19 protein-coding genes and 1 pseudogene are annotated in these 25,478 nt (G+C 64.9%); 6 read left to right on the forward strand and 14 right to left on the reverse strand.

What is annotated here, in order from left to right:
• Positions 1-203: 203 nt before the first annotated feature.
• Positions 204-914 (reverse strand): NADPH-dependent F420 reductase, encoded by a 711-nt coding sequence (locus F759_RS0127205; protein WP_322787118.1) that lies wholly within the window; start codon positions 912-914, stop codon positions 204-206.
• An 85-nt stretch (positions 915-999) separates the two neighbouring features.
• Here F759_RS0127205 and F759_RS0127210 point away from each other — a divergent pair, with 85 nt between their 5' ends.
• The 4 genes from F759_RS0127210 (at position 1,000) to F759_RS0127225 (ending at position 7,923) form a co-directional block, all read left to right on the forward strand.
• Positions 1,000-1,899, forward strand: a complete 900-nt coding sequence (locus tag F759_RS0127210; RefSeq protein WP_027802642.1) for a LysR family transcriptional regulator — start codon at positions 1,000-1,002, stop codon at positions 1,897-1,899.
• Positions 1,900-2,291: 392 nt separating this feature from the next.
• Positions 2,292-2,873, forward strand: a complete 582-nt coding sequence (locus F759_RS0127215) for a DUF2760 domain-containing protein (protein ID WP_027802643.1) — start codon at positions 2,292-2,294, stop codon at positions 2,871-2,873.
• Positions 2,870-4,732 (forward strand): Hsp70 family protein, encoded by a 1,863-nt coding sequence (locus F759_RS0127220; RefSeq protein ID WP_027802644.1) that lies wholly within the window; start codon positions 2,870-2,872, stop codon positions 4,730-4,732. The genes F759_RS0127215 and F759_RS0127220 overlap by 4 nt, the downstream gene beginning before the upstream one ends.
• Positions 4,729-7,923 (forward strand): Hsp70 family protein, encoded by a 3,195-nt coding sequence (locus F759_RS0127225; protein WP_027802645.1) that lies wholly within the window; start codon positions 4,729-4,731, stop codon positions 7,921-7,923. Before F759_RS0127220 ends, F759_RS0127225 begins: the two co-directional genes overlap by 4 nt.
• An 82-nt stretch (positions 7,924-8,005) precedes the next feature.
• Here the strand turns inward: F759_RS0127225 and F759_RS41340 are convergent.
• The 3 genes and pseudogenes from F759_RS41340 to F759_RS0127245 all read right to left on the reverse strand — a co-directional run.
• Positions 8,006-8,222, reverse strand: a pseudogene (locus tag F759_RS41340) (2-aminoethylphosphonate--pyruvate transaminase); the annotation flags it as partial.
• Positions 8,223-8,344: 122 nt separating this feature from the next.
• The gene (locus tag F759_RS0127240; protein WP_027802646.1) at positions 8,345-9,091 is read right to left on the reverse strand and encodes a glucose 1-dehydrogenase; all 747 of its coding nucleotides are present in this window, start codon (positions 9,089-9,091) and stop codon (positions 8,345-8,347) included.
• 414 nt (positions 9,092-9,505) lie between these two features.
• Positions 9,506-9,688 (reverse strand): hypothetical protein, encoded by a 183-nt coding sequence (locus tag F759_RS0127245; protein ID WP_027802647.1) that lies wholly within the window; start codon positions 9,686-9,688, stop codon positions 9,506-9,508.
• A gap of 53 nt (positions 9,689-9,741) precedes the next feature.
• On the opposite strand from F759_RS0127245, the gene F759_RS0127250 reads away from it, so the two are divergent.
• The gene (locus F759_RS0127250) at positions 9,742-11,082 is read left to right on the forward strand and encodes a TAXI family TRAP transporter solute-binding subunit (RefSeq protein ID WP_027802648.1); all 1,341 of its coding nucleotides are present in this window, start codon (positions 9,742-9,744) and stop codon (positions 11,080-11,082) included.
• A 36-nt stretch (positions 11,083-11,118) separates the two neighbouring features.
• Here the strand turns inward: F759_RS0127250 and F759_RS0127255 are convergent, their stop codons facing one another.
• A complete protein-coding gene (locus F759_RS0127255) occupies positions 11,119-11,967 on the reverse strand; it encodes a ProQ/FinO family protein (protein WP_027802649.1) in 849 nt (282 codons plus the stop codon).
• A 155-nt stretch (positions 11,968-12,122) separates the two neighbouring features.
• Here F759_RS0127255 and F759_RS0127260 point away from each other — a divergent pair, with 155 nt between their 5' ends.
• A complete protein-coding gene (locus tag F759_RS0127260; RefSeq protein ID WP_027802650.1) occupies positions 12,123-13,034 on the forward strand; it encodes a LysR family transcriptional regulator in 912 nt (303 codons plus the stop codon).
• 84 nt (positions 13,035-13,118) lie between these two features.
• On the opposite strand, the gene F759_RS0127265 is transcribed toward F759_RS0127260, so the two are convergent.
• The 9 genes from F759_RS0127265 to F759_RS0127305 all read right to left on the reverse strand — a co-directional run bounded on the left by F759_RS0127265 (position 13,119) and on the right by F759_RS0127305 (position 25,443).
• Complete coding sequence (locus F759_RS0127265; protein WP_027802651.1) at positions 13,119-14,504, reverse strand: MFS transporter; 1,386 nt, start codon at positions 14,502-14,504, stop codon at positions 13,119-13,121.
• Positions 14,505-14,594: 90 nt separating this feature from the next.
• Complete coding sequence (locus F759_RS0127270) at positions 14,595-16,337, reverse strand: GMC family oxidoreductase (protein WP_027802652.1); 1,743 nt, start codon at positions 16,335-16,337, stop codon at positions 14,595-14,597.
• Positions 16,338-16,439: 102 nt separating this feature from the next.
• Positions 16,440-17,246 carry an enoyl-CoA hydratase/isomerase family protein gene (locus tag F759_RS0127275; protein ID WP_027802653.1) on the reverse strand — a complete coding sequence of 269 codons (807 nt, stop codon included), beginning with the start codon at positions 17,244-17,246 and terminating at the stop codon, positions 16,440-16,442.
• A 5-nt stretch (positions 17,247-17,251) separates the two neighbouring features.
• Positions 17,252-18,859 carry an AMP-binding protein gene (locus F759_RS0127280; RefSeq protein ID WP_027802654.1) on the reverse strand — a complete coding sequence of 536 codons (1,608 nt, stop codon included), beginning with the start codon at positions 18,857-18,859 and terminating at the stop codon, positions 17,252-17,254.
• The gene (locus F759_RS0127285; protein ID WP_027802655.1) at positions 18,852-19,385 is read right to left on the reverse strand and encodes a (2Fe-2S)-binding protein; all 534 of its coding nucleotides are present in this window, start codon (positions 19,383-19,385) and stop codon (positions 18,852-18,854) included. The genes F759_RS0127280 and F759_RS0127285 overlap by 8 nt, the downstream gene beginning before the upstream one ends.
• A gap of 32 nt (positions 19,386-19,417) precedes the next feature.
• The gene (locus tag F759_RS0127290) at positions 19,418-20,239 is read right to left on the reverse strand and encodes an FAD binding domain-containing protein (protein WP_027802656.1); all 822 of its coding nucleotides are present in this window, start codon (positions 20,237-20,239) and stop codon (positions 19,418-19,420) included.
• Complete coding sequence (locus tag F759_RS0127295) at positions 20,236-23,313, reverse strand: xanthine dehydrogenase family protein molybdopterin-binding subunit (RefSeq protein WP_027802657.1); 3,078 nt, start codon at positions 23,311-23,313, stop codon at positions 20,236-20,238. Before F759_RS0127295 ends, F759_RS0127290 begins: the two co-directional genes overlap by 4 nt.
• Positions 23,310-23,966, reverse strand: a complete 657-nt coding sequence (locus F759_RS0127300; protein ID WP_244438923.1) for a UbiX family flavin prenyltransferase — start codon at positions 23,964-23,966, stop codon at positions 23,310-23,312. Before F759_RS0127300 ends, F759_RS0127295 begins: the two co-directional genes overlap by 4 nt.
• Complete coding sequence (locus F759_RS0127305) at positions 23,959-25,443, reverse strand: UbiD family decarboxylase (protein ID WP_027802659.1); 1,485 nt, start codon at positions 25,441-25,443, stop codon at positions 23,959-23,961. Before F759_RS0127305 ends, F759_RS0127300 begins: the two co-directional genes overlap by 8 nt.
• Positions 25,444-25,478 lie beyond the last annotated feature (35 nt).

Below are 25,478 nucleotides of genomic sequence, written 5' to 3' on the forward strand. Positions count from 1 at the left end.
GCGTTCACCGTTGTTATCACGTCGCAAGCTATCTGATGCAAACGTCACAACGATATGCGGCGGCCGCTCGCCTGGAGACTTGAAAACGATTCGCGAGAGTTGCGGCAGTCCGCGTCGCAGCCGAGCCGATCCGCCGAGATGGCGAGCAGCGAACCCGCCATCGCTGACCGAGCCTTTGCACGAGTCACCCACGCAAAAGAGCCTTAGTGCCGCCACGATCCATGCGGTAATTCCTCGTCCCGGCGAGCGGCCGCGAGGCCCGCGACCATGCCCGCCCGGTCGTGCGCGATGCAGTACACCGGCTTCGCGCGCTCGAAGCGCCAACTGTCGGCGAGCGGGCCCGCATCGACGGGATCGAAGCCGAACTGATCCACGAGTGCGCTCACGACATCTTTTGCTTGCGGATCGTCGGCGGCTAGCGGCAACGCGCGGCGATCCGGTGTGCCGGTCGCCGTGCCGGCCGTTTCCAGGTCTTTCGCGAGGATGGCATTGAACGCCTTCACCACTCTCGCGCCCGGCAAGGCGGCGGCAAGCAGCAGGCTCGTCGTCGTCACGCCGCTCTCCAGTGCTTCCATTCGACCGTCGCGGTCCGGATAGTGATTGCATGTGTCGATAACGATCTTGCCGTCGAGCGCGGCAACCGGCAGCGCACCGATCTGCCCGAACGGCACCGCCACCACGACGATGTCGCCGAACTTCGCTGCCTCCTGTGCCGTGCCCGTCGCGCAGCCGAGCGCCGCCGCCGTGCTGATCAAGGTTTTGGGATCGCGCGAATTGGCGATCATTACTTCGTGGCCGTTGCGCTGTGCGACGGTCGCCATCGCGCGACCGAGGAAACCCGCGCCGAGAATGCCTATCTTCATGTTCCACACTCCATGCATGTCTGAGGACCGTTCCGCTGAGCACACGCTCATCGGTGACACGGACTATGATTCAAAACTCACGCGTGATAAACGCGCCTGTCACGACGACTGTCGAAAGCAATAGTGGGGAATGTGCATGGATCGGCTCACCAGCATGGCTGTGTTTGTCAAAACCGCCGATAGCGGTTCGTTCGCGGCAGCCGCGCTCGCGTTCGGCATTTCGTCGCAGATGGCCGGCAAGCATGTAAGCATGCTGGAAGAGCGCGTCGGCGCGCGGCTGCTGAACCGCACGACGCGTCGCCAGAGCCTCACCGAGATCGGTCAGATTTTTTACGAACGCTGCAAGGCGCTGCTTGCCGACGCGGAAGCGGCGGAGTCGGTCGCGCAGGAATTGTCGGCCTCGCCGCGCGGACGCTTGCGCATTACCGCGCCTGTCACGTTCGGCGCCTGCTGCCTTGCGCCGATGATTACGCACTACCTGGAAGCGCATCCGGACGTGCGGGTCGAGTTGACGCTGACCGACCGCTTCGTCGATCTGGTCGACGAAGCTTACGAGGCTGCGATCCGGCTTGGCGCGCTATCCGATTCCACGCTGATCGCGCGGCCGTTGATGCCGTACCGGCTGGTCGCCTGCGCGTCGCCGGCTTACTTGGCCAAGCGCGGCGAGCCGACCACGCCGCAGGCGCTGACGGCGCACGACTGCCTCGCGTTCATGTTCACGAGCATGCCGGCCGCGACCGAATGGCGTTTCATCGACGCCGCGCAGCGGGAACACGCCGTGCCGGTTTCCGGCCGCTTCGAGGCCAACGACGTCAAGGCGCTGCTTGCCGCCGCGCTCAACGGCGCCGGCATCGTCCTCGCGCCGGAAGTTGCCGTGCGCGACGAACTCGCGGCGGGACGGCTGGTGCGGCTGCTCACCGGCTATGAAGCGCCCGCGCGGCCCATGCACCTTGTGTTTCCGGCGAGCCGCGTCACGCCGAAACTGCGCACGTTCATCGAGCAAGTGGTTGCGGAGTTCGGGCCGTCTGGTGCCTAAGAAATCGAAGAACGTGGACATGATGCCTAGCGCGGCGCCGCGGGCTTTTGCAGGCCGCGTCGTAAGAAACATGCTCCTGCATGCGGGCACGAATGCGCCGCCCAGATCAGCTTTGGATCTACATGCCAAGAGCGTGCTCAAGCGCTCCCCGGAAAGCCGCCAATCTCACTGCATTGCCCGCGAGAATGATCGGCTTTGCCCGCGTTGGGCGCCGCACAAGGCAAAATACGGGTTTTGCGCGCGCGAAGCGCCGCGCGGCAGGAAGCGGTGATGCACCGGCCGCCGCCGCGCCGCACGCCCTCACCACATCGCGCGATAACGGCCAGGCCAACCCGTCGCGCGTCGCGCACACAGGACAGCTCGTCCTTGAACAGAGCATCTCAGGAGCATTTATGACCGATTCGAACCCGTCCTTCCTCGGCAGGATTTCACTGGCCGTCAGCGCGTTTTTCCGCATACTCGGCGACGGCGAATTCGCCGCCGGCGTGCTGCGCGTGCGCGACGGCGGCACGGCTGCGCAGACCCGGACGCAAACGCCCGCGCCGTCGCCCGCTTCACAGCCCGCTTCACAGCCCGCGCCGTCGCTCAAAGAAGCCAACCCCGACGCCGCGCTGCAACTGCTCGGCCTGCTGCAACGCGACGCGCGTTTTATCGATTTCGTCGAGGAAGACATCAAGCGTTTCAGCGACGCCGATATCGGCGCCGCCGCGCGCCTCGTCCACGAAGGTTGCCGCGCGACGCTGCGTGAGCACTTCACGATCCGCCCGGTGCGCGACGAAGCGGAAGGCAGCCGCGTGACGCTTCAGGAAGGTTTCGACGCCAGCGCGATCCGCCTGACCGGCAACGTCGTCGGCAAGGCGCCGTTTAGCGGCAACATCAGCCATCGCGGCTGGCGGGTCGACGAAGTGCGTCTGCCGAAGCTCGCCGAGAGCCACAACGCAAACGTGATAGCGCCGGCCGAGGTGGAGCTATGAACGGCGCGCGCTATTCCATCGGCATCGATCTGGGCACGACGCACTGCGCGCTGTCCTACGTGGACACAAGCGCGAGCGACGGCGAGAAGACCACGCTGACGGTGTTGTCCATCGCCCAGCTCACCGGGCCCGGCGCCGTTGCCGATCTCGATCTGCTGCCCTCATTCCTGTACCTGCCGCATCCCGATGAACTTGCATCGGGTGACCTCCATCTGCCGTGGACCGGCGAGCGTGAGTTCGCGGTGGGCGAATTCGCGCGCAGCCGCGGCGCGTCGACACCGATCCGGCTCGTGTCGAGCGCGAAAAGCTGGCTCTGCCATCCGGGCGTCGATCGCCGCGCGGCCATTCTGCCCAACGATGCGCCGGCCGAAGTCGCACGCGTGTCGCCGCTCGAAAGCTCGGTGCGCTATCTGACGCATCTGCGCGAAGCCTGGGACCACCTGCATCCCGACGCGCCGTTTCGCGAGCAGGACGTCACGGTCACGATTCCGGCATCGTTCGACCCGGCCGCGCGCGAGCTGACCGCCGAAGCCGCCGAGGCCGCGGGATACGGCCGCATGACGCTGCTCGAAGAACCGCAGGCGGCGCTCTATAGCTGGATCCAGAAGAGCGGCGGCCAGTGGCGCAAGCAGGTCAAGGTCGGCGACATCATTCTCGTGGTCGATGTGGGCGGCGGCACCACGGACCTGTCGCTGATCGCCGTGATCGAGCGCGACGGTAATCTCGAACTGCATCGTGTGGCGGTCGGCGAACACATTCTGCTCGGCGGCGACAACATGGACCTCGCGCTGGCGCACGTGGTCGCGCGCAAGCTCGCGGCGCAAGGCACTCAGGCCGACGCGTGGCAGTTGCGCGCCCTCACCTATGCATGCCGCTCGGCCAAGGAAACGCTGCTCAGCGATCCCGCCACCGACACCGTGCCGCTCGTCGTGCCGAGCCGCGGCTCGAAGCTGATCGGCGGATCGATCCGCACCGAGCTCACGCGCGCGGAGTTGACGCAGACCATCCTCGACGGCTTCTTCCCGCAGGTGGACAGCGCCGCGCGTCCGGTGAGCCGCGCGCGGGCCGGTCTTACGCAACTTGGTTTGCCGTATGCGCAGGACGCCGGCATCACGCGGCATCTGGCGGCGTTCCTCGGCCGTCAGGTCGGCGCGCTCGCCGAGCTCGATGGTCTGCGCGAGAGCGCATCCGACGCCGCCGCCGCGCAAGGTGCGAGCTTCCTGCATCCCACGGCGGTGCTGTTCAACGGCGGCGTATTCAAGTCGCCGTTGCTCGTCGAGCGCATTATGGACACGCTGAACGGCTGGCTCGCCGCAGAAGGCGCGGCGCCGGCGCGGCTGCTCGAAGGCGCCGATCTCGACCTGGCCGTCGCACGCGGTGCGGCCTACTACGGCTACGTGCGACGCGGCCAGGGCGTGCGGATTCGCGGCGGCACCGCGCGCGCTTACTACATTGCGATCGAATCGGCGATGCCCGCCGTGCCCGGGCTGGAGCCGCCGATCCAGGCGTTGTGTGTAGCACCCTTCGGCATGGAGGAAGGCACTGAGGCGGAACTCCCCGCACAGGAGTTCGGGCTCGTCGTCGGCGAGCCGGTGCACTTCCGGTTCTTCGGGTCGTCGGTGCGCCGCCAGGATCAGGTCGGCACGCTGCTGGACTTCTGGGGCCCGGACGAATTGCAGGAACTCGAGGAGATCCAGGCGACGCTGCCCGCCGCGGGCCGCACCACGGGTGAAGTCGTGCCGGTCAAGCTGCACGCGCGCGTGACCGAAGCGGGCACGCTCGAACTCGAAGCCGTGCCGCGCGGCACCGACGAGCGCTGGAAGGTCGAGTTCGACGTGCGCGGCAACGCGAATGCATGAGTGAGATGAAGCGGTACAGCGTCGGCATCGATCTCGGCACCAGCAATACGGTGCTCGCTTATGCGCAAGCCGGGTCTGATGAGATTCGCGTGTTCGAGATCGAACAGCTTGTGAGTCCCGGCGAAGTTGCCGCGCGTGCGCTGCTGCCGTCGGTGCGGTATCACGCCGCGCAAGGCGAGCTAAGCGCGGGCGATCTGCAATTGCCGTGGAGCGAGGGGCAATGGGCTTCATCGGCAGTTGCGGATAAGGGCGCGGGGCAAGCTGCTGGTCCAGGTGCGAACGCAGGCACAGGGCAAACGCCGAGCCAACGCGCGGATCAGGACACTCGGCAAGCCGTGGGCCAACGCGCGGTTCAAAACGCTCGGCAAGTCGATGGCCAACGCGCGGATCAGAACGCAACCCGAACCACGAGCCCAAGCGCGACTGAGAACGCAGTTCACACCGCAAGCCAACGCGCGAATAACGCCGCCGTACCCTTCGGCGATGGCTCGGACGCACAAGCGGTCGTAATAGGCCGGCTCGCGCGGCTACTCGGCGCTCAGATCCCGGGGCGTCTGGTGACGAGCGCGAAAAGCTGGCTTTCGCATGCATCGGTCGATCGGGTTGCGCCAATTCTGCCTTGGGGCGCCGCCGACGAAGTCCACAAAGTCTCGCCGGTCGAAGCCAGCGCGAGCTATCTGGCGCACGTGCGCGCAGCGTGGAATCAACGCTTTCCCGACGCGCCACTCGAACACCAGGACGTGGTGCTCACGGTCCCCGCTTCTTTCGACGAAGGCGCCCGCGCGCTGACTGTCGAAGCGGCCCGCATGGCCGGCCTGCCCGCGCTGCGGCTGCTCGAAGAACCGCAGGCGGCGTTTTACGACTGGCTGTTCCATCATCGCGAACGGCTTCGGGCGGAACTCGCGCACACGCGTCTCGTGCTGATCTGCGACGTGGGCGGCGGCACCACCGATCTCACGTTGATCGAAGTCAGCATGGCGGATGGCGAGCCACAACTCACGCGTATCGGCGTGGGTAATCATCTGATGCTCGGCGGCGACAACATGGATCTGGCGCTCGCGCATCTGGTCGAAGCGCGCCTCGCCGGCGGCGGTGAGCGCACGCGTTTGTCGGCGGCGAGCCTTTCGCAACTGGTCGAGCGTTGCCGGGGCGCGAAGGAGCTACTGCTCGGAGCGCAGGCGCCCGAGTCGGCGTCGATCACGCTGCTCGGTGCGGGCTCCAGGCTCGTCGGCGGCGCGCGCACGGCTCAGATCACGCGCGATGAAGTGGAGCGCGTGATCGTCGACGGATTTTTTCCGGCGGTGGCGTCGCACGAACGGCCCGGGCGGCCGCGTGGCGCAATCGTCGAGTTCGGCTTGCCCTATGCGACCGATGCCGCCGTCACGCGCCATATCGCCGCTTTTTTGAGCCGCTTTGAGGCGCAGTCGCGTAAGGCGTTGGGTCGCGATGGCCGGGACGGGCGGGATGCCGGTGCGGCGAACGGTGGCGATGCGAGGACCGCAAAGGATGCGGGTGCCGAGGCCGCTTCCGACCCCACTCCACGCGTCGACGCAGCGTCCGACGCGAGCGCCCAGCCCTCACCGCTACCCGTGCCCGACACCCTGCTGCTGAACGGCGGCGTCTTTCGCGCGCACGCATTGACGCAGCGCCTCGCGAACACGCTACGCACATGGCGCGGCGAGCCGCTCAACGTGCTGCACAACGACAATCCCGATGTCGCAGTCGCGCGCGGTGCGGTCGCCTATAGCCTCGCGCGCGCGGGCGGCGCGCCGAAAATCGGCGGCGGCTCGCCGCGCAGCTACTTCCTCGTACTCGACGAAACCGCCGGCGGCAAACAGGAATCGCAGCCCGCGCAACGCGGCATCTGCCTGCTGCCGCGCGGCACCGAAGAAGGCCACGAAATCCTGATTGCGGACCGCACATTCGCGCTGCGGCTCGGGCACCCAGTGCGCTTTCACCTCGTGTCGTCGAGCGCGGACACGGTTTATGCGCCCGGCGAACTCGCGGATCTCACGAGCGGCGACTTCGTTCGCTTGCCGCCCATCGCGACGATTGTCCAGCCGCGCGGCGCGAGCAGCGCGCGCGAGACCGCCGTGCGGATCGCCACGTCGCTCACCGAGCTCGGCACGCTCGAAGTGCACTGCATCGACCGCGACAATCCCGCCGAGCGCTGGCTTCTGGAATTCCAGCTGCGTCGCGAGGACGCGCAGGTGAACCTCGCTGACGATTCGACGCAAGCGCGTCATCCGCGGCTGAACGAAGCCATCGAGCAGATCGACCGTTGCTTCGGTTCACGCTCGCAAAACGTCGATAAAAAGGAAGTCAAACGCCTGCGCGCGCAACTCGAGCAGTTGCTCGGCTCGCGCGAAAGCTGGGACAGCGCGCTGCTGCGGGAACTGTTCGGCGCGCTGTGGGAACGCGCGCGCAGGCGCCGCCGCTCGGCGGATCATGAGCGGCTGTGGCTGAATCTCGCCGGCTATTGCGTGCGCCCAGGCTTTGGCTATCCGCTCGACGAATGGCGCGTCGAGCAGCTGTGGTCGCTATTCGATGACGGTATTCAGTACGTCCAGGAAAGCCAGGTCTGGTCCGAATGGTGGACGCTGTGGCGCCGCGCGGCGGGCGGCCTCGATGAAAGCGCGCAACTGCGGGTGCTCGATGCGATGCACTATTTGCAGACGGCCGCGCAATCGCGTCACAAGCTGCCGTTCGACGTGTCGAAAACGGGCATCGCCGATATGGTGCGCCTGAGCGCGTCGCTCGAACGCATTCCTGTCGCGCGCAAAATCGAGCTCGGCGAGTCGGTGCTCGCGCGTTTGCAGAAACCTTCGGAGAATCATCAAAGCTGGTGGGCGGTTGGGCGCATCGGCGCGCGCCGGCCATTCTATGGCAGCGCGCATAGCGTCGTGCCGCCTGAAGTGGCCAGTCAATGGCTCGACGCGATTCTCGCGCTCGACTGGAAGAAGGTTGATCCAGCCGCCTTTGCCGCGGTCCAGATCGCGCGCATGACGGGCGACCGTTCGCGCGATGTGCCGGAGGAGATGCGCAATGCCGTGCTGCGCCGGCTCGAAGCGGCGAGCGCGCCGCGCGTGTGGGTCACGATGGTTAGCGAAACCGTCGAACTCGATAACGCCGACGAAGGCCGCGTGTTCGGCGAGTCCTTGCCGGCGGGGCTGAAACTCATCTCGGACTGACAGCGCTCAGGGCCGCTCGCCTCGCGCGTGTAGCCGCGTTGTTGCCACCGTTGTTGCCACCGTTGTTGTCGTGTGTTGCTGTTCAAGCCGCCTCGGCGAGCAGGTTGCGCTCCTCGATGGCAGCCGCGGGCGGCGCAGCGTGATCCACGCCCATCGTTTGCAGTGAGCTTGCGTACGCTTTGACGACGCGACGCATCACATGTTCGTCCACCTGACCGATACAGCCGATCCTAAAACTCTCGACTACCGTCAGCTTGCCCGGATCGATGATGAAACCCGTGCTGCTTCATCAATTCGAACTCTGGCAACCTTTTTCTGCGCCGCTTGCCTTCGTGCTGCTTCTCTTCAACCCGTGCGATGCATTCCAACCGGCGTGCGAATCAGGCAGCGCACGCACGGTCGAATCGCAAGCATCGTTCTCTTAACGTGCACCGCCGCTCGCGATCAGGCTTTCGCCGGTGAGCCAGCGTGCTTCGTCGGACGCGAGGAACGCGACGACGTCGGCGATATCGTCCGGCTGACCGATGCGCCCAAGCGGTGTCGTGCTCAACGCCCACGCCTCCAGATCGGAACCGATGATGCCCGCGCTATGCGTACCTTCGGTCGCGACCATGCCCGGGTTCACCGAATTCACGCGAATCTTGCGCGGCGCGAGCTCCTTCGCGAGCACGCCCGTGATGCCGTCCACCGCGCCCTTTGTCGCCGTATAGACCGCGCTGCCCGGCGGCGTGATACGGCTGACAACCGAGCCCACGTTGACGATGCTCGCGCCTTCGCCCAGATGCTTGACCGCCGCCTGCGTGACTAGCAGCAGGCCGAGCACGTTCACATTGAAGTGCTTGTGGAAGTGCTCTTCGGTGACCTCTTCGATCGGCGCGAATTCGTACACGCCGGAGTTGTTGACGAGGATATCGAGGTGGCCATAAGTCTCGACCGCCGTATCGACGATGCCTTTCGCATCCGCGGCCTTCGACACGTCGCCTGCCACGGCCAACGCCTTGCCGCCGGCGGCGGTGATGGCGGCGACCACGTCGTCGGCACCAGACCTGCTCGACGCGTAGTTCACCACCACCGACGCGCCCTGCGCGGCCAATGCCTTCGCGATTGCCGCGCCAATACCTTTCGATGCGCCTGTTACGACTGCTACCTTGCCTGCGAGCTTGCTCATGATCGTGTGTCCTTAAGTTGAGTTAGCGCCGGCATGCTGCCGCGAAGATTGGCGGCATTCACGCTGTTTCAGCAAAACTGCTGCGGCGCTGGCACTGGACACAATGTAGGCACGATGGCTGCGTGGATAAAGCGGCTCGCGGCGAATAGATACGTCGGGACAGCCGAACAATCGGCAAACGGACTGTAAACGAGCGATTTGGCGACTTGCAGGCGCAGCTTCAGCGCTTGCGCCTAAGCGCGATATGCGTGGCGATGCTCAATAGCACCGCCAACGCACCCAAGGTATCCAATGCGGCAGACAACACGATCGTCTCCTTGCTAGCGTGGCCACTGCTTCAGGAACGATTGGCTACCTTATCGATTAAAGGACTTTTGCGGAAATTCGGCAACTGTAGTGGCTCGCCGGGCGGGCTTAGCCCGCCTGCGTTCCGTATTCGGTTACGGCGGGCGGCTCGGGTTTGGGTTTGGGCTTCGGCTTCGCCGGATGGCGCATGCTTTGCTGCGGCGCGTCGCGCGTAATGGTGGTTTCGGCGCCGCCGATTACGGCGAGCGTGTTGTCGCGCGCGCCGTCAATAGAGCAAACTGCCGACGACAAGTCCGCCTGCGACGGTGGACAATGCCCTATCCCGGCAACTGCACGGAATGCCTATGAAAGCGCAGCGTCCGCGTCGTCCTCCGCAGTTTCCCGGCGATTCTCCGCACGCCGAGTGGCGCGACCACACACTGCCTTATATCGTCGTGGCCGCGATGACCGTACTCGTGGTCACGCTGATCGTGTGGCTCGTCGACCCTGCTCCGCCGAAAACCATCACGCTCAGCGCGGGCCCGCATGACAGCTCGTTTGTCGTCGCCGCCGATCAATACAGAAGAATCCTCGCGCAAAACGGCATCACGCTGAAGGTGCTCGAATCCGATGGCTCCGTGCAGAACCTGCAGCGCCTGCTCGACCCGAAACAGCACGTCGACCTTGCGCTTGTGCAAGGCGGCGTCGCGGATGGGCTCGATACGTCGTCGCTGATGTCGCTTGGCAGCGTCTTCTACATCCCCGTCGCGGTGTTTTATCGCGGCACCGGCGTGACGCAGCTGTCGCAACTCGAAGGCAAGCGGATCGCGGTGGGCCGCGAAGGCAGCGGCACGCGCCTGCTTGCGCTGAAGCTGCTCGATGCAAACGGCATCGAGCCGGGCGGCGACACGACACTCGTGCCGAGTGACGGTCTGCAAGCGGCCACGCAACTCGTCACGGGCGACGTGGACGCGGCGATCCTGAGCGGCGATTCGGCGACACGCGCGCTGATGCTGCGCCTGCTTCGCGTGCCCGGCATTTCGGTGATGAATTTCGACGAAGCGAGCGCCTATACGCGGCTTTTTCCGTATCTGGATCAGATCGATCTACCGCCAGGCGTGCTCGATCTGCGGCATAAAATCCCGCCGGAGACGGTGCATCTGATTAGCCCGACGGTCGAGCTCGTAGCGCGCACCAATCTGCATCCGGCGATCTCCGACCTGCTTATCGAAGCGGCGCAGGAAGTGCACGGCATGCCGGGCCTGTTACAGCGCGCGGGCCAATTTCCGAGTCCGATCGCGCACGAGTATCAGATCAGCGAAGACGCGCAACGCTACTACCGCACCGGCAAGAGCTTTCTGTACCGGACGCTGCCGTTCTGGCTCGCGAGCATCGGCGACCGCACGCTCGTATTGCTGTTGCCGGTGGCCGTGCTGCTTTTTCCCGCGATGCGGCTGATCCCGGCGCTGTACCGGTGGCGCGTGCGTTCGCGCATCTACCGCTATTACGGTTCGTTGATTGCAATCGAGCGCGGCGCGCTCGCCCAGACGACCGACGAAGAGCGCAAGCGGCTCTTCGCGGAACTGGATCAGATCGAGGAATCGCTGAATGGGCTACGCATGCCGCTCGCTTACGCGGATGCGTTCTATGTATTGCGCGAACACGTCGGCTTCGTGCGCAGCAGGCTGGGCGCCGCTGCGCACTGAACGGCCACCGTGTGTTTCAGGTAGCCGGCCCGGATATTAGGCTTCAGGGGCGCCGGGAGTCGTCTCGGAGACGTTGGCGGATTGCGCAGCAACTTTGTCGTCAGGCGGCGCATCCGCGGAACCGGCTTGCGCCTTGATCTCCCCGGTTTGCTGCGGGGTTTCGAGCGACGCATCCTGCGGGGCTTCTTGCGGGGCTTCCTGCGAGTGCGCCCCTGCATCCACCGAATTTGCGGCGGGCGTTTCCTTCTCCGAACCAGCCGATGCAGCCGCCGCCTTCGAGCTTTTCGCAGCGCGATGCGCCTGCAAACGTTGTGCGCCCGCCGCTTCCTGAGCCGTGACCTTGCCTGCCTCGGCGCCCGTCAGATCGACGCGAGCCGCGCCTTCGACGAGACACTTCCAGTAGCGGCTGCCGCGGCACCACGTCTTGATCGCGTCGCGCAGTTCTGCTTCGCTCAGCGACAGTTCCTTCGCGTGCACCACGAGGTCTTCGAAGATGCCGACCTTCAGCGGCAGTTTCGGCGCCGGGTTCTTCGGAAACGCGTTCGGGAAGCGCTTTTGCAGACGCCCGATGGACTTCACCACCGGATCGACCGGCCGCGCATCCACCGCGGGCGCCGCCTGCGCTGCTGCGCCCGCGCCACCGCCGCGGCCACCGCGAGGCTGCGACGGCTTGCCGCCAGGCCGTCTGTCCGGCTTGGAGCCAGACGCCGCGCCAGGCTTCGCGGCCTTCGCACCAGGCCTGCCATCGCTCCTGACATCGCGCCTTGCATCCGACCTGCCCTCGGCCTTTGCACCGGACCGGACGTCAGCCTTCGCGGCAGGCGCAGCCTGGGCGCGTGCCGCGGCCAGTTGCTTCTTCAGTTCAGCGAGTTGTTCGAAACCCATAGCGCACAACCAATCGAGAAAGACGAGATTGTAGCAGCGCTCGGTAAGACGTTCGTGACGGCGTTGCAACGCCGTCCGGGCCGCCGCCGCGAGCTTTGCGCCGGCTTGCGATTACACTCGACGTTTCAGGCATCCCCGGCTCGCTTTCGCGCTTCATGGACCTCAGGCAAATCCAGTATTTCATTGCGCTTTTCGAGGACGGCTCGGTCACGCGCGCGGCGAAGCGGCTCAATATCGTGCAGCCGGCGCTCAGCATGCAGATTTCGAAGCTGGAAACCGAACTGCATCAGAAGCTCTTCGAGCGCGGGCCGCACGGCATGACGCCGACCGACGCCGCGCGCCAGATGTATCGCCTCTACACCCCGATCATGCGCGACATCGAGCGCGCACGCGAGCAGTTGAGCCGGCGCGATGCGATTGTCACTGGCCGCGTCGCGCTCGGCATGGTGTCGTCCGAGGCGGAAAGCGTGCTGCCGGAATCGCTCGCCAGATTCAACGCGATGTTTCCGCAAGTCGAGGTATCGGTCGCGGACGGCTTCAGCGCGCAGCTGATCGACGCCGTCGAGGCAGGCCGGCTCGACGCGGCCATCATCAACAAGCCGCGGGGACGTTTGACACTCGACGTCGTACCGCTGCTCGACGAAGAGATGGTGCTCGTGACGAGCGCCGCACTCGGTCCGCAACTGCCGCCTGCGCTCGAGCTCGCCGCGCTCGCCGGCATCGAGCTCGTGCTGCCCACGCGGCGCAACGGCCTGCGCGGCGTGCTCGATGCTGCACTCCTCGCGGCCAACGTGGTGATCAAGCCGAAGTTCGAAATCGACCTCCTCAACACGATCGTGCAGTTCGTCGAACAAAGCAGCGTGGCGACGATCCTGCCGCGCGTGGTGGTTCAGCGCAAGGTCGACGAAGGCGTGCTGTGTGTGCGCGCAATCGCGTCGCCGCCGATCGTGCGGCACATCATCCGCGTGAGTCATCCGAAGCGTCCGCTCGATCCGGCCGCGCTTGCGCTCATCGACATCATCACAGAAGAGATTCGCAGGGTGACGACCGGCAGGGCGCTCGCGTGAGCGTGAGGTCATGCGACGTGACGTGACGTGAACATCGGCGCCGTGCGCGTTCGCCCAATGCAAAAACCATCACCTTGCAGCGCTTTACACCGTTTCCCGAACCGAGCCGCTGTCGAGCTTGCCGCGCGTTTCCGGCACGATAAACGCGCCGATCAGGAAGATCACGCTGATTGCGCCGACAAAAATCGCGAGCGTCAGCGGCAACTGGCTCGCATCTTTTGCCACCAGCGAGACCGCCGTCGGCATCATCCCGCCAATTGCGAAGCCGATATTCCACGACAATCCCGTACCGGTCGCGCGAATCGCGGTCGGAAAGCGCTCGTTCAGAAAGATCAGGATCGGCGCATAGCCGGCGCTGCCGAGCGCGCTCAGAATCACCGCGTAGACGCCGACCATCGTAATGCTCGACGCGCCCGGCAATAGCAGGAACAGCGCGGGCAACGCAAAGAGACGAATCGTCCCGAGCCACAGGAACGCCGACTTGCGCCCGATGAAGGTGCTCAAATGACCCGCCCCAACCGATGCAATCACCACTGCCACGCTACACAGCATCAGGATTGCCGCCGCCGCGCCGTTCGGCGCATGGCTCACCACCTTCAGAAAAGTCGGCAGGTAACCTGAGGTCAGGTAATAGCCGCTGCCGCCGCCTATCGTCAGAAGCAGATTGACGAGGAGGATCGAGCGGTAGTCGCGCGAAAAGAGCGTGCGAACCGGCGAGCGCACCACTTCGACCGGCGCCTTCACCGCCGACGTGGATGCAGCCGCGGCCTTGGCTGCTTTCTCGGCCGCGAGCTTTTTCCACAGCGGCGATTCTTCGAGGCTGCTGAAGACAAACAAGCCCAGCATCGAACTGACGATGCCCGTGAAGAACATGCAGCGCCAGCCCCATACGTCGAAGAGCTGCCCCGGGAACAGCGTGGACATCGCGAGATAGGTGAGCGACGCGAGCAGCGCGCCGAGCCCCGCTCCGCCGCCGCCGATCAGACCCGACACCGCGCCGCGATATTTCGGCGCAACCGATTCCGTGCCGATGGTATGAGTCGACGCCACCACGCCGCCGACGAACACGCCCTGCACGAGACGCAGCGCGAGAAAGATGATCGGCGCCGCCAGGCCGACCTGCGCGACGGTGGGTAGGAGCCCGAACGCGGCCGTGGAAACTCCCACGCCGACCACGGCAATGATCATCGCGCCCTTGCGTCCGTGGCGGTCCGCATACGAGCCGAACCATGCCGAACCGAGCGGGCGCATCAGCAAGGTCACCGCAAACGACGCGTACACCGCCGCGAGCGAAAGCATCGCATGCTCGGACGGAAAGAAGAGCCGCCCGACCACTGGCGCGACGAACAGCAATACGAACAGGTCGAACAGATCCAGTGCCCAACCGAGGCACGAGGCCAATACCGCACCCATCACTTGCCGCTGATCGATCGCGGGCAAGGCGGCGCCATTTTGCGCTGCTACGGACATCGTCATCTCCTTGACTGTCTGCGGGCGTCTTTCGATCGTCCGCGATTTGGCGCACGTTCTATCGCGTGCTTGGGTGGTGTTAAGAAACGTTCAGGAATGCGTGGCGACAACCGGCGCCGCACGCAATGCATCGCCGGCGCGCTCGGCGAGACGCCGCGCGAGCATCGTGTCGGCGATCTTCTCGGCCATCATGATGGTTGGGATATTCGTATTCGCAGACGGCAGGCGCGGCATCAACGACGCGTCGACCACGCGCAAGCCGTGCGCGCCGCGCACGCTGCCCGCGGTATCGGTGACGGCTGCCGGGTCGTTCGCGTCGCCCATGCGGCAGGTGCCGCTCGCATGCCAGACGCCGAACACGTTCGCACGAATGAAATCTTCGAGCGCGGCCTGATCGGCGAGCAGATTCGCGAGACGCTGACCACGCGTGAAGAAGCGTTCGATCAACCTGCGCCGCAGCGGCGCAGGCGCATCGAGCAAGCGGCCGAGCAGTGACGTCAGCAGCGCATTACCCTTGCCGACACGGCTTAGCGCTTTGACGCGCGGTGAAAACGCAGCGGGAAAGAAGTCGCGCGAGTCTCCGCCAAGACCGGAGGCCGCGACGATTTGCGCAAGCATCCGCACGCCGCAAACAAGCCGCGCGACATCGCGCGGGTCGTCGAGCAGATTCAGATCGACGCGCGGCGGCACGGCGGCATCGGCGCAAACGAGTTGCACGCGGCCGCGCGAGTCAGGACGGTTGCACCAAAGAAAAAAGAGGCCCAGCCGGTTGCCGAGTTCATGCCAGGCCGCGCGGGTCGCACTCGACAGATACAGGTCCGACGCTTCACCGCCGGCAATCCCCGAACTCAGGCGCGCGGCCGTCATGCTCGCGCGTCGCCGCGACAAGGGCATGCGCAATCGCGGCTCGAGAAAGTGGCAGAACGTGAGCGACGGATGGTCCTGCAGATTGCGGCCCACACCCGGCAGATCGATTACACAGTCGATGCCGAGCGCATTCAGTTCGGCCTTTGCGCCGATGCCCGCGCGCATCAACATCGCCGGCGATTGCAGCGCGCCCGCGCTCAGCACCACTTCGTTCGCGTTGAAATGCACGCGCTCGCCGTTGCGTGCAAGCGCAACCACACCACGCGCCGCGCGTCCTTCCATCACGATGCGTTCCACTCGCAGCCCGGCATGGATATGCAAATTGCCCCGCTTCCGCGTGGCCTCGTCGAGATACGCGATGGCTGTGGATACGCGACGGTCGTCGAGATTCGAGAATGCGGCGGGAAAAAAGCCGTCGCCGAATTCCGCATTCTGGTCGCGCAGTGCCGCGATTCCGTTCTTGCGCATGCCGGTCGCGAACGCATCGCAGAACGGCGGCCAATCGGCGGGCATGATGCGCCGGATCGGCACCGGCCCGTCTTTGCCGTGCAGTTCACCATCGGGAAAATCGACATCGCGTTCGAGCTTGCGAAAATACGGCAGCACGTCCTGCCAACTCCAGCCGCTCGCGCCGTTTGCCACCCAGTCGTCGTAGTCGCGCGGCAAACCGCGATTGGCCGACTGCACATTGATGCTGGAGCCGCCACCCATCACGCGGCCCTGTTCGTAGACGCGCGGCGCCGAATCGCGCGTCGCGCGCGCCTTCAATTCAGGCCAGATGTACGTGTCGCCGCAAAACACCGGCATCGGATAACTGTCGAGAATCTCGGAGGGCACGCGGCCCGGCGGCGTGTCCGCGCCGGCTTCGATCAGCGCGACGCGCAGCGACGGTACAGCAGAGAGGCGCTGCGCGAGCACGCACCCCGCCGATCCGCCACCGACGATCACGTAATCGAAGTGTTCCATCTGCGTGTCTCCTTGAATCGTTTTATGTGCTTTGGGCTCGCGAGTCGTTCAGCGCCGCTTAATTGCCGCTTAATTTCCGCTTAACTAGTGCTCAGTTGCCGCTCAGCTGCCGCGAAACACCGGCTTGCGCTTGCCATGAAACGCCTCCACGCCCTCGCGAAAATCGTCCGATGTACGCAAGCGGCTGTAGCAATGCCCTTCGAGTTCGATTGCGATCGACAGCGGCGCGTCCTCGGTATCGTTGAGCAACTTCTTTGCGGTTCGCTGCGCGAGAGGCGAAAACGCGCGCAGTTCATCGACGAGCGCATCGGTGGCGGCTTCCAGTTGCGCGTCGGCGACGCACTCCACCGCGATGCCCCACTCGTAGGCCTGCTTGCCGGGGATGCGGCGCGAGCGCATCACGATGTCCTTCGTGCGGCCGATGCCGACCATCTGCTGCAAGCGCGCCGATCCGCCCGAGCCTGGAATCTGGCCAAGCTTCTGTTCGGGCAACGCGTAGAAAGTGGTGTCGGTGGCAATACGAAAATCGCACGCGAGCGACAGTTCGAAACCCACGCCGAAGCAGAAGCCACGGTTAGCGGCGATCACCGGCTTCGAGCAGCGGGCTGGCGCAGCGATATTCCACGCAAGTGTCGACACATGTTCCGGCGACGCTTCGAGAAAGCCCCTGATGTCGCCGCCGCTCGAAAAATGTTCGCCGTTGGCGCGCACCACGATCACGCGCACACGTTCGTCTTCGTCGAGCGCCTCGAAGGCCGCGCGCAACTGGTCGCGCGCATGCATCGAAATCACGTTGAACGGCGGCCGGTGCAGAACGATGTCGGCGCGCTCGCGTTCGGCATCGAGCTCGATAGAAAAGCCGTCGAGGTCTTGCAGCAGGCTCTGGCCGCGGTGGGTCAGCTCGGTCATGAAAGTCACTCCTTGTTGATTTCTGTGTGCTTCTGAATAGTTTCGCCGCGCTCGCCGCCACGCTCGTCTCGCAAGTATTCGCCTGCGGACAGCTTGCGGCGCAGAATCTTGCCGACCGGCGACTTCGGTATGTCGTCGACGAACACGTATTCGCGCGGACGCTTGAAGTTGACGAGGTCCGATGTGCGGCAGTACGCATCGAGCGTTTCGGCGTCGACGTATTCGCGCCGTTTGATGAAGGCCACCACGCGCTGGCCCCAGCGTTCGTCCTTCACGCCGGCCACCGCGACGTCGTCGACTGCCGGATGCAGTGAGAGCACCGACTCGATATCGACCGGCGAAATGTTTTCGCCGCCGCTGATGATCATGTCGTCGACGCGGCCGGACACGAAAAGATCGCCTTCGCTGTCGATAAAACCCGTGTCGCCCGTGAAGTACCAGCCGTCGCGCAGCGATTTCGCATTCGCGTCCGGCCGGTTCCAGTAGCCTTCGAATGCTTCGTCGCCAAGCAGGTCCACGATGATCTGGCCTTCCTCGCCGACTTCCGCAAGATCGTCTGGCGTGCCGGCGTCGAGCTTCACGACTCGCAGACGCGTGTTGATGCCCGCGCGTCCCGCGCTGCCCGGTTTTTTCGTCGCGTCCTGATCGATGCTGAACGTGTAGACCTCGGATGAGCCATAGTGATTGACGAACAGTTCCGGTTCGAACGCCGCCGACAGGCGCTTGAGCAGACCGTCGTTCATCGGCGCGCCGGCAAAGCCGAGCTTGGTCACCGTGGATGTATCAGTGGAGGCAAAGTCAGGATCGCCAAGCAGATCGTGATAAAGCGTCGGCACGAGATAGAGACACGTAACCTTGTGCCGCGCGATGGCCTCAAGCGCAAAACGCGCATTCCAGCGGCGCACGCAGACGAACGTGCCATCCACGAGGCCCATTGCGAGCAGCGAGCGCACGCCCATCGTGTGATAAAGCGGCATCACGCCGAGCGTGCATTCGCCGTGACGATAGAGATTCTGAGCGACATGCGCGAGCGCCGCCGCGCGTTCGTGCCGATGACGCCGCGGCACGCCCTTCGCCTTGCCCGTCGTGCCCGATGTGTAGAGGATCAGCGAATAATCGTCCGCGTTGGCATGGGTATGGGCTTGCGCATGAGCATGTGCGTTGGACAGCTCACTGCCCGCATGCTCCGTCAGCAAACTGTCGAAGCCCGCGCTGCGGCCAGGCGCATCGTCGAGTCCGATACGCGGCACACGTTGCGCTGCGGGACTTTGCATCACCGCCTCTGCGCACACCGGCTCGTAGACGATTGCCTTCGCGCCCGCGTCGCTCACGCAGTAATCGAGCTCCTCGGGTTTTGCACGCCAGTTCAACGGCACCATGACGATGCCCGCAAACTGACAGGCCCAATGCAGTGTCGCCATTTCCCAGCGGTTTTGCAGCACGGCCAGCAGCCGGTCGCCGTGCGCGAGGCCAAGCCCGCGCAAACCGTCGGCCACAACCGCGACCATGCGGTGCCACTGCGCATACGTCAGCGCAAGCTCGCCGTCGACGAGCGCCAACGCGTTGGGGCTGCGCTCCACGCTTTGCAAAAAAGTTCGCCCAAGGTCAAGCATGGCTCGCCTCCAGCGCGTCGCCCGTTTCGTTGCGATGCCGGCGGCGCGCGGCCACGTCGAGTACGGCCGCGACGATCGGCGTATAGCCGGTACAGCGGCACAGGTGGCCGGACAGCATCTCGCGCACCTGCGCTTCGCTCGGGTCAGGCACGCGTTGCAGATAGTCGGCGCATGACATCAGGATGCCCGCCGTGCAAAAGCCGCATTGCAATGCATGATGGCGTTGAAACGCCTCTTGCAGATCGCCCAACACCATGTCCGGTGCAAGGCCTTCAACAGTGTCGATGCGCCGCCCTTGCGCTTGCACGGCCAGCATCAGACAGGAACGCGCGGCGACGCCGTCGACCTGAACAGTGCATGCGCCGCACACGCCGTGTTCGCAGCCGACGTGCGTGCCCGTCGCGCCAAGTTCATGACGGATGAAGTCCGACAGCAGCTCGCGCGACTCGCAATAGCCGTTGCGTTCGCGGCCATTGAGCGTGAGCGTCACGCACTGCCGTTCGTCTCGCCGCACGACTTGCGGCATCCGTTGTGTACCGTTGCTATTCGATGTGTTGCTCACTTCGCCTCCTCGATCACGCGCCATCCGAGTTGCCGGACCAGATGCCGGCGATAGCTCGCACTGATATGCGCGTTGTCCTGCGCGCCAAGCTTCCAGCTCAAATCGTTCAACGCTGCGCGCAAATCGTCTCCACGCAGACGCGGCCATTGCTCGACCACCGGCCGGTCCGCTACGCCGCCCACCGCGAGACGGATCGCATCGTCGGTGACGACCGCGGCACACGCGACAATCGCGAAATCGCCGTGACGTGCCGAGAATTCCGCGAAGCCATAACGCTCGCCTTCGCGCTTGAGCGGGAAACGCACGGCTTCGACGAGTTCGTCGGGCTCGCGCGCGGTCATCAACATGCCTTGGAAAAACGCGTCGGCAGGCAGCACGCGTGGCTTCTTTTTCGAGCGCAACATCACGTCGCCGCCGAGCGCGCTCAGCACGAGCGGCAGTTCGGCGCTCGGGTCCGCATGCGCGATCGAGCCGCATACGGTGCCGCGATTACGGATCTGAAAGTGCGAGATATGCGGAAAAGCCATCGCCAGCAATGGCACTTCTTCGCGCAGCGACGCGCGCCACTCGACGCTGCCTTGCGTCGCCGCCGCACCTACCGTCAACGAACCGGCCTTGCGGTCGACGCGCACCGAGTCCAGTTCGCCGGTGCGCGAAATATCGATCAGCATTTGCGGCTGCGCGAGACGCATGTTCAGCACGGCCATCAGCGATTGGCCGCCGGCGAGCACGCGTGCGTCTTCGCCATGTTGCGCCAGTGCGTCGAGCGCATGCTGCGCGGTTATCGCGCGCAGGTAATCGAACGGTGCGGGTTTCATCGCTGCCTCCTGAAACGGGTCAAGAAGGTCGACAACAGGCGCGTCAACCACGAACCGCCGCCGTCAACGGAATTGTCGGCAGACGTGTCGAGCGGCTTGCCAGCGGCCTGGCGCCCCAACGATTCGAACAGTTGACGCAACACGACCTTGGCCGCGCCTTCGAGCATGCGTGCGCCGACTGCCGCGACCTTGCCCGAGACCTGCGCCTCGTAGTCGTAGGAAAGCCGCGTACCGTTCGCGATGGGCGTCAGTTCGACAAGACCGCTGCCGCGCGCGCTGCCGAGCGAGGACATGCCCGCGCCCGCAAGCCGCAACCGGTGCGGTGCGTCGATCTCCGACAAACCGATCCTGGCTTCGAAACGCGCCTTGATCATGCCGACGCCCACCGTAACGTCCGCGCGATATTGATTCGGACTTTCGGCTTCGAGCGCGTGGCAGCCGGGAATCACTTTCGCCAGCGCTTTAGGATCGAGCAGCACCGCAAACACGGCTTCGGGCGTCGCGGGCAAATCCACGCTGCCTTGCGCGGTCAGTGCCTTGCCGCCGCCGGACATCGCCGCGTTCTTCGGTGCTGGCGCTTCGCGCAACTCGGGCCGCGACGGCTCGGGGTCGTCGATGCCGATGAGCGTCATCACTTTCGACGGCGTCAGCGGCAAACGGATGTCTTCGACGCCGAGCGCATCGGCCACCGCATTTGCAATGCAAGGCGGCGTGCTCATGTTGTTGCCCTCACCGAGCCCCTTTGCGCCAAGCGGCGTGAACGGCGACGGCGTTTCCATATGCACGATCACCGGATCGGGCACTTCGCACGCGGTCGGCATCAGATAATCGGCGAGCGTCCCCGACTGAAAGCTGCCGTCCGCGCCATAGCGGAACTCTTCCATGAGCGCTGCGCCAACTCCTTGCGCGAACGCGCCGCGCACCTGGCCGTCGGCGAGCGCGGGATTGAGCAGCGTGCCGGCGTCGTGCGCGGTCACATAACGGTCGATGCGCACGCGGCCCGTCGCGCGATCCACTTCGACTGCGCACATGTCCATCACAAAACCATAGGCCGCCGATGTGTTCACGCGGTCGTTCTCGTCGGGCGCCGTCATGTTCGGCGGATTCCAGAACACCGTTTCGCGCAAACCGGGCTCTTCGCCCTCGGGCAGCAACGCGGGCGCCCAATGCGGCGCATTCGCGGCGACGCGGCCGAACGGTTGCGCGCGATCTTCCGCGCCTTCGGCAAAAATGCGCCCGCCTTCGAAGCGGATGTCTTGCGGCGCGCAGTTCAACTGCTTCGAGACGATGCGCGCGATCTTCTCGCGCACGCGCACCGCAGCGAGATGCACCGTGCCGGCCACGGCACCCGCGAAGCGGCTCGAATAATTGCCCGCCGCAACTGACCACGCGTCCTTGTGCGTATCGAATTCGACGTTGACGGCAATATCGTGCGGCGAAAGACCGAGCACGTCGGCCACCACCTGTGCGCATACCGTCATGTGACCCTGGCCCGCGGGCGTCGATGCGATCGTAACAACCACGCCACCGAGCAAATCGACGCTGACCGTCGCGCTTGCGATCGCGCCGCTTTTCGGACCGGCCTTGCGGCGCGCTTCGGCGGGCATCACGGTCGTGATGTAGCCCATGTTCGATACCGACGGCTCGACAATCGCCGAGAAGCCGATGCCGTACAAGCGCCCTTCGTTGCGTGCCTTCTCGCGACGCGCGTGCAGTTCGTCATAGCCGCCTTCGTCGAGCGCGCGGCGCAACGCTTCCTGATAATTGCCCGAATCGAGCAGCGCGCCAGCCGCCGCGCGGTACGGAAACGCATCGGCGCGCACGAAGTTGCGGCGATACACGTCGAGCACATCGAGCCCGAGTTCGACCGCAATACGCTGCACCAGCCGTTCGAGCGCGAAATACACCTGCGGTCCGCCGAAGCCGCGCACGAGCCCGGTAGGCGTCCTGCTCGTCAGCACGACGCGGTTACGCACTAGTAAATTGTCGATTGCATAGGCGCCCGTGAGACACCCATGCATGCGATAGAACGTTGCGGGCTCCGGCGCGCGCAGATAGGCGCCGCAGTCTTCGAGTTGATCATAGGAAAGCGCAGTGATGCGCCCATCGTTTTCGACTGCCGCTTCGATGGTCGACAAACGCGCCGTGGCGGATGTCGCCGCGCTCAGATGCTCGAGCCGGTCCTCGACCCACTTGACCGGCGCGCCGGCTTTGCGCGAGGCGAGGCACATCAGCACGACGTACGGAAACACCGCCTGCTTCACGCCGAAGCTGCCGCCCGAATCGCGCGGCGCCTTATGACGCAGCCGATTCGCGGGCACGTTCAGCGCCATCGCCATCACCGCGTGCAGCGAGAAGGGCCCCATGAAATTCGACGTAACGTCGTAACCTTCGTCGCCCGGCAGGTACTCGGCAATCACGACGCCGCATTCGATCGGCGCACACGTATTGCGCGGATAATGCGCGATCAGTTTCACGCGATGCGGCGCTTTCCCGAATGCCGCTTCGGGTTCGCCGTAGCGGAAATGCCGGTCGCTGATCACGTTGCTGCCGACCTTCTCATGCAGCACGGCAGCGTTCTCGCCGACAGCTTCTTCAATCGACGTGACCGGCTCCAGTGCCGCGTACTCCACCTTGATCAGATCGAGCGCATCTTCAGCGATGGCGCGCGATTCGGCCAGCACCACCGCCACCGGTTCGCCGACATAGCGCACACGGTCCATTGCAAGCGCCCACTGCTCCATCGGCGATTTCACGCCGACCACGAACGGGCGCGACCAGGCACGCAGGTCGTCGCGTGTGAGAATCGCGCGCACGCCGCGCAGTTGCGAAGCGGTTTGTGTGTCGATTGCAAGCAGTTCCGCATGCGCATGCGGCGAGCGCAAGATGGCCGCATGCAACGTGCCGGGCCGCACACCGATATCGTCGCCGTAACGACCGCGGCCTGCGAGAATCGCGGGGTCTTCGAGACGCTGCATCGAGCGCCCCACATGACGCTGCGCGCCTTGCGCGGGTTCGGCCTCGCGCTCGCGTGTGGCCATATCGGCAGTATTCAGCGGATCTCGCCGGTTCATTGATCGTCTCCCGCACGCCGTTGCGCGAATTCATCGGCGAGGCCGCTCCAGCGTTGCGCGATTTCGCGATGCTCGATACCGAACAGATCGAGAATCCGCCCGACGGTGTGATCGACTACGTCTTCGATGGTTTTCGGATGCGCGTAGAACGCAGGTACCGGCGGCATCACGATGGCGCCCATCTCGGTCGCGTGCGTCATGTTGCGCAGATGCGCGAGATTCAGCGGCGTTTCGCGCGCGACCAGCACGAGGCGGCGACGCTCCTTGAGCATCACGTCGGCGGCGCGCGTGAGCAGGTTGTCGGCGAAACCGTTCGCCACGCCCGCGAGCGTTTTCATCGAGCACGGCGCGATCACCATACCCGCCGTGATGAACGAACCGCTTGCGACCGCCGCGCCGATGTCGCGCACGTTGTAGACCACGTCGGCCAGGCTTTCCAGATCGCCGCGCGTCATGCCGAGTTCTTGCGCGGCCGTAATCGCGCCCGATGCCGACACGATCAGATGCGTCTCATGCGTGCGCAGACGGCGCAATGCAGCGAGCAGGCGCACGCCGATCAGCGCACCGCTTGCACCTGAAATGCCCACGACGATGCGCTGCGCGCAGCTTGCGCGCATATCTCGCCGGATGTCGTCGAGCCTCGCGTCAGACATGACCGTCACCGAGATAAGCGTCGAACGCGGCGTTGTCAGCCGCGACGAGCGCGGTCAGATCGACCGTGTCCTGCCCCGGAATCCGCACGCGCGTGAACACGTGCGATGCATATGCGACTGGACGCGTGGCGTCGAGTCCCATCTTTGCGCTGATGCCCTGAAGATACGCGGGTGCGTCCTCGGGCTGGCCGACGGTGGTCGACGGATCGAGCGGCGAGCCTTGCGCGCCTTGGATCAAGACGAGATCGCGGTCGGCCTGGAAGCGCGTCGCGATCGCCCATTCAATTTCGGCGGGATCGTGCACGTCCACATCCGTATCGACCACGACCACCTGTTTGATGTCGTAGTGCGCGCCGAACGCGCACAGAATAACGTTCTTCGCCTCGCCCTCGCGCTTTTTCTCGAACTGTACCCACAAGTGATAACGGCACACTCCGCCGACGGACAGGTGCACGTCCTTCACATTCGGATGACTGCGTTGCAGATGCGCGAGCAGCGTCGCCTCGCGGGGAATCGCGCCGAGCAGCAAATGCTCCATTTCGGCCGGCACGATCGTATGAAAGATGGGCTCCTTGCGATGCGTGACGGCAGTGACCTCGATCACCTCGCGTGCTTCCCGAGCGCTGTAGTACTTTGGAAACTCGCCGAACGGACCTTCCATCTCGCGCACGTTCGGCAAGATGCGGCCCTCGATCACGATTTCAGCGAAAGCGGGTACATGTACCCCGTTGCTCACGCATTGCGCTACCGGCAACGGTGCGCCATGCAACGCGCCGGCGATCTCCAGTTCATCGAAGTCGATCGGAGATATGGCTTGCGACGCGAGCATCGTGAGCGGATCGACGCCGATTGCAACGGCCAGGTCGAGCGCGTCACCCGCCGCTTCGGCCGCCTTTTGGAACGCATGGAGATGGCGCGGCAACAGCAGGATCGCCATGCGGTCGGGAGCATGCACCTGGATCCGGTTGATCGACACGTTCTGAACGCCGGTATGCGGATTGCGCGCAATCACGAGACCGGCGGTGATGTACGGGCCGTTATCGTGTTCGCTGTGCGTCGGAATCGGCAGCAGCGCGTGAAGGTCGATGTTCTTCGTATGCACGACCTGCTGGCACGCCGCTTCTTCCCGCGAGACAAGTCGTGATGCGAGCGGATGTTCGGCAGCGTCGCTAAAGCGCGCGAGCAGTTCGCTCTCGTCAACGCCCAGCGCCTCCGCAATCCACGCGCGCCGGGACATGAAACCGCTCACCACCGGCATGCGATGAGCGCCTGCTTGCGTAAAGAAAGCCGCCTGCGTGCCGTCGAGGCGTTTGGCGATGGCTGCCAGCTCGTGTTCCAGCGCGACAGGCCGATCGATCGTCGCAAGGCGTCCGGTACGTGCAAGATGCGCGAGCCAGTCGCGCAACGTAAGCGCTTCGCCTGCGCGCGTCCAGTTCATATCTGAGGTGCCGTGCGGTGCAGCATCGCGTGTGTTCATTTGCGTCTCCATCGATGGCTGGCTTCATGCCTCGC

This window comes from Paraburkholderia dilworthii (assembly GCF_000472525.1).
Lineage (GTDB): Bacteria > Pseudomonadota > Gammaproteobacteria > Burkholderiales > Burkholderiaceae > Paraburkholderia > Paraburkholderia dilworthii.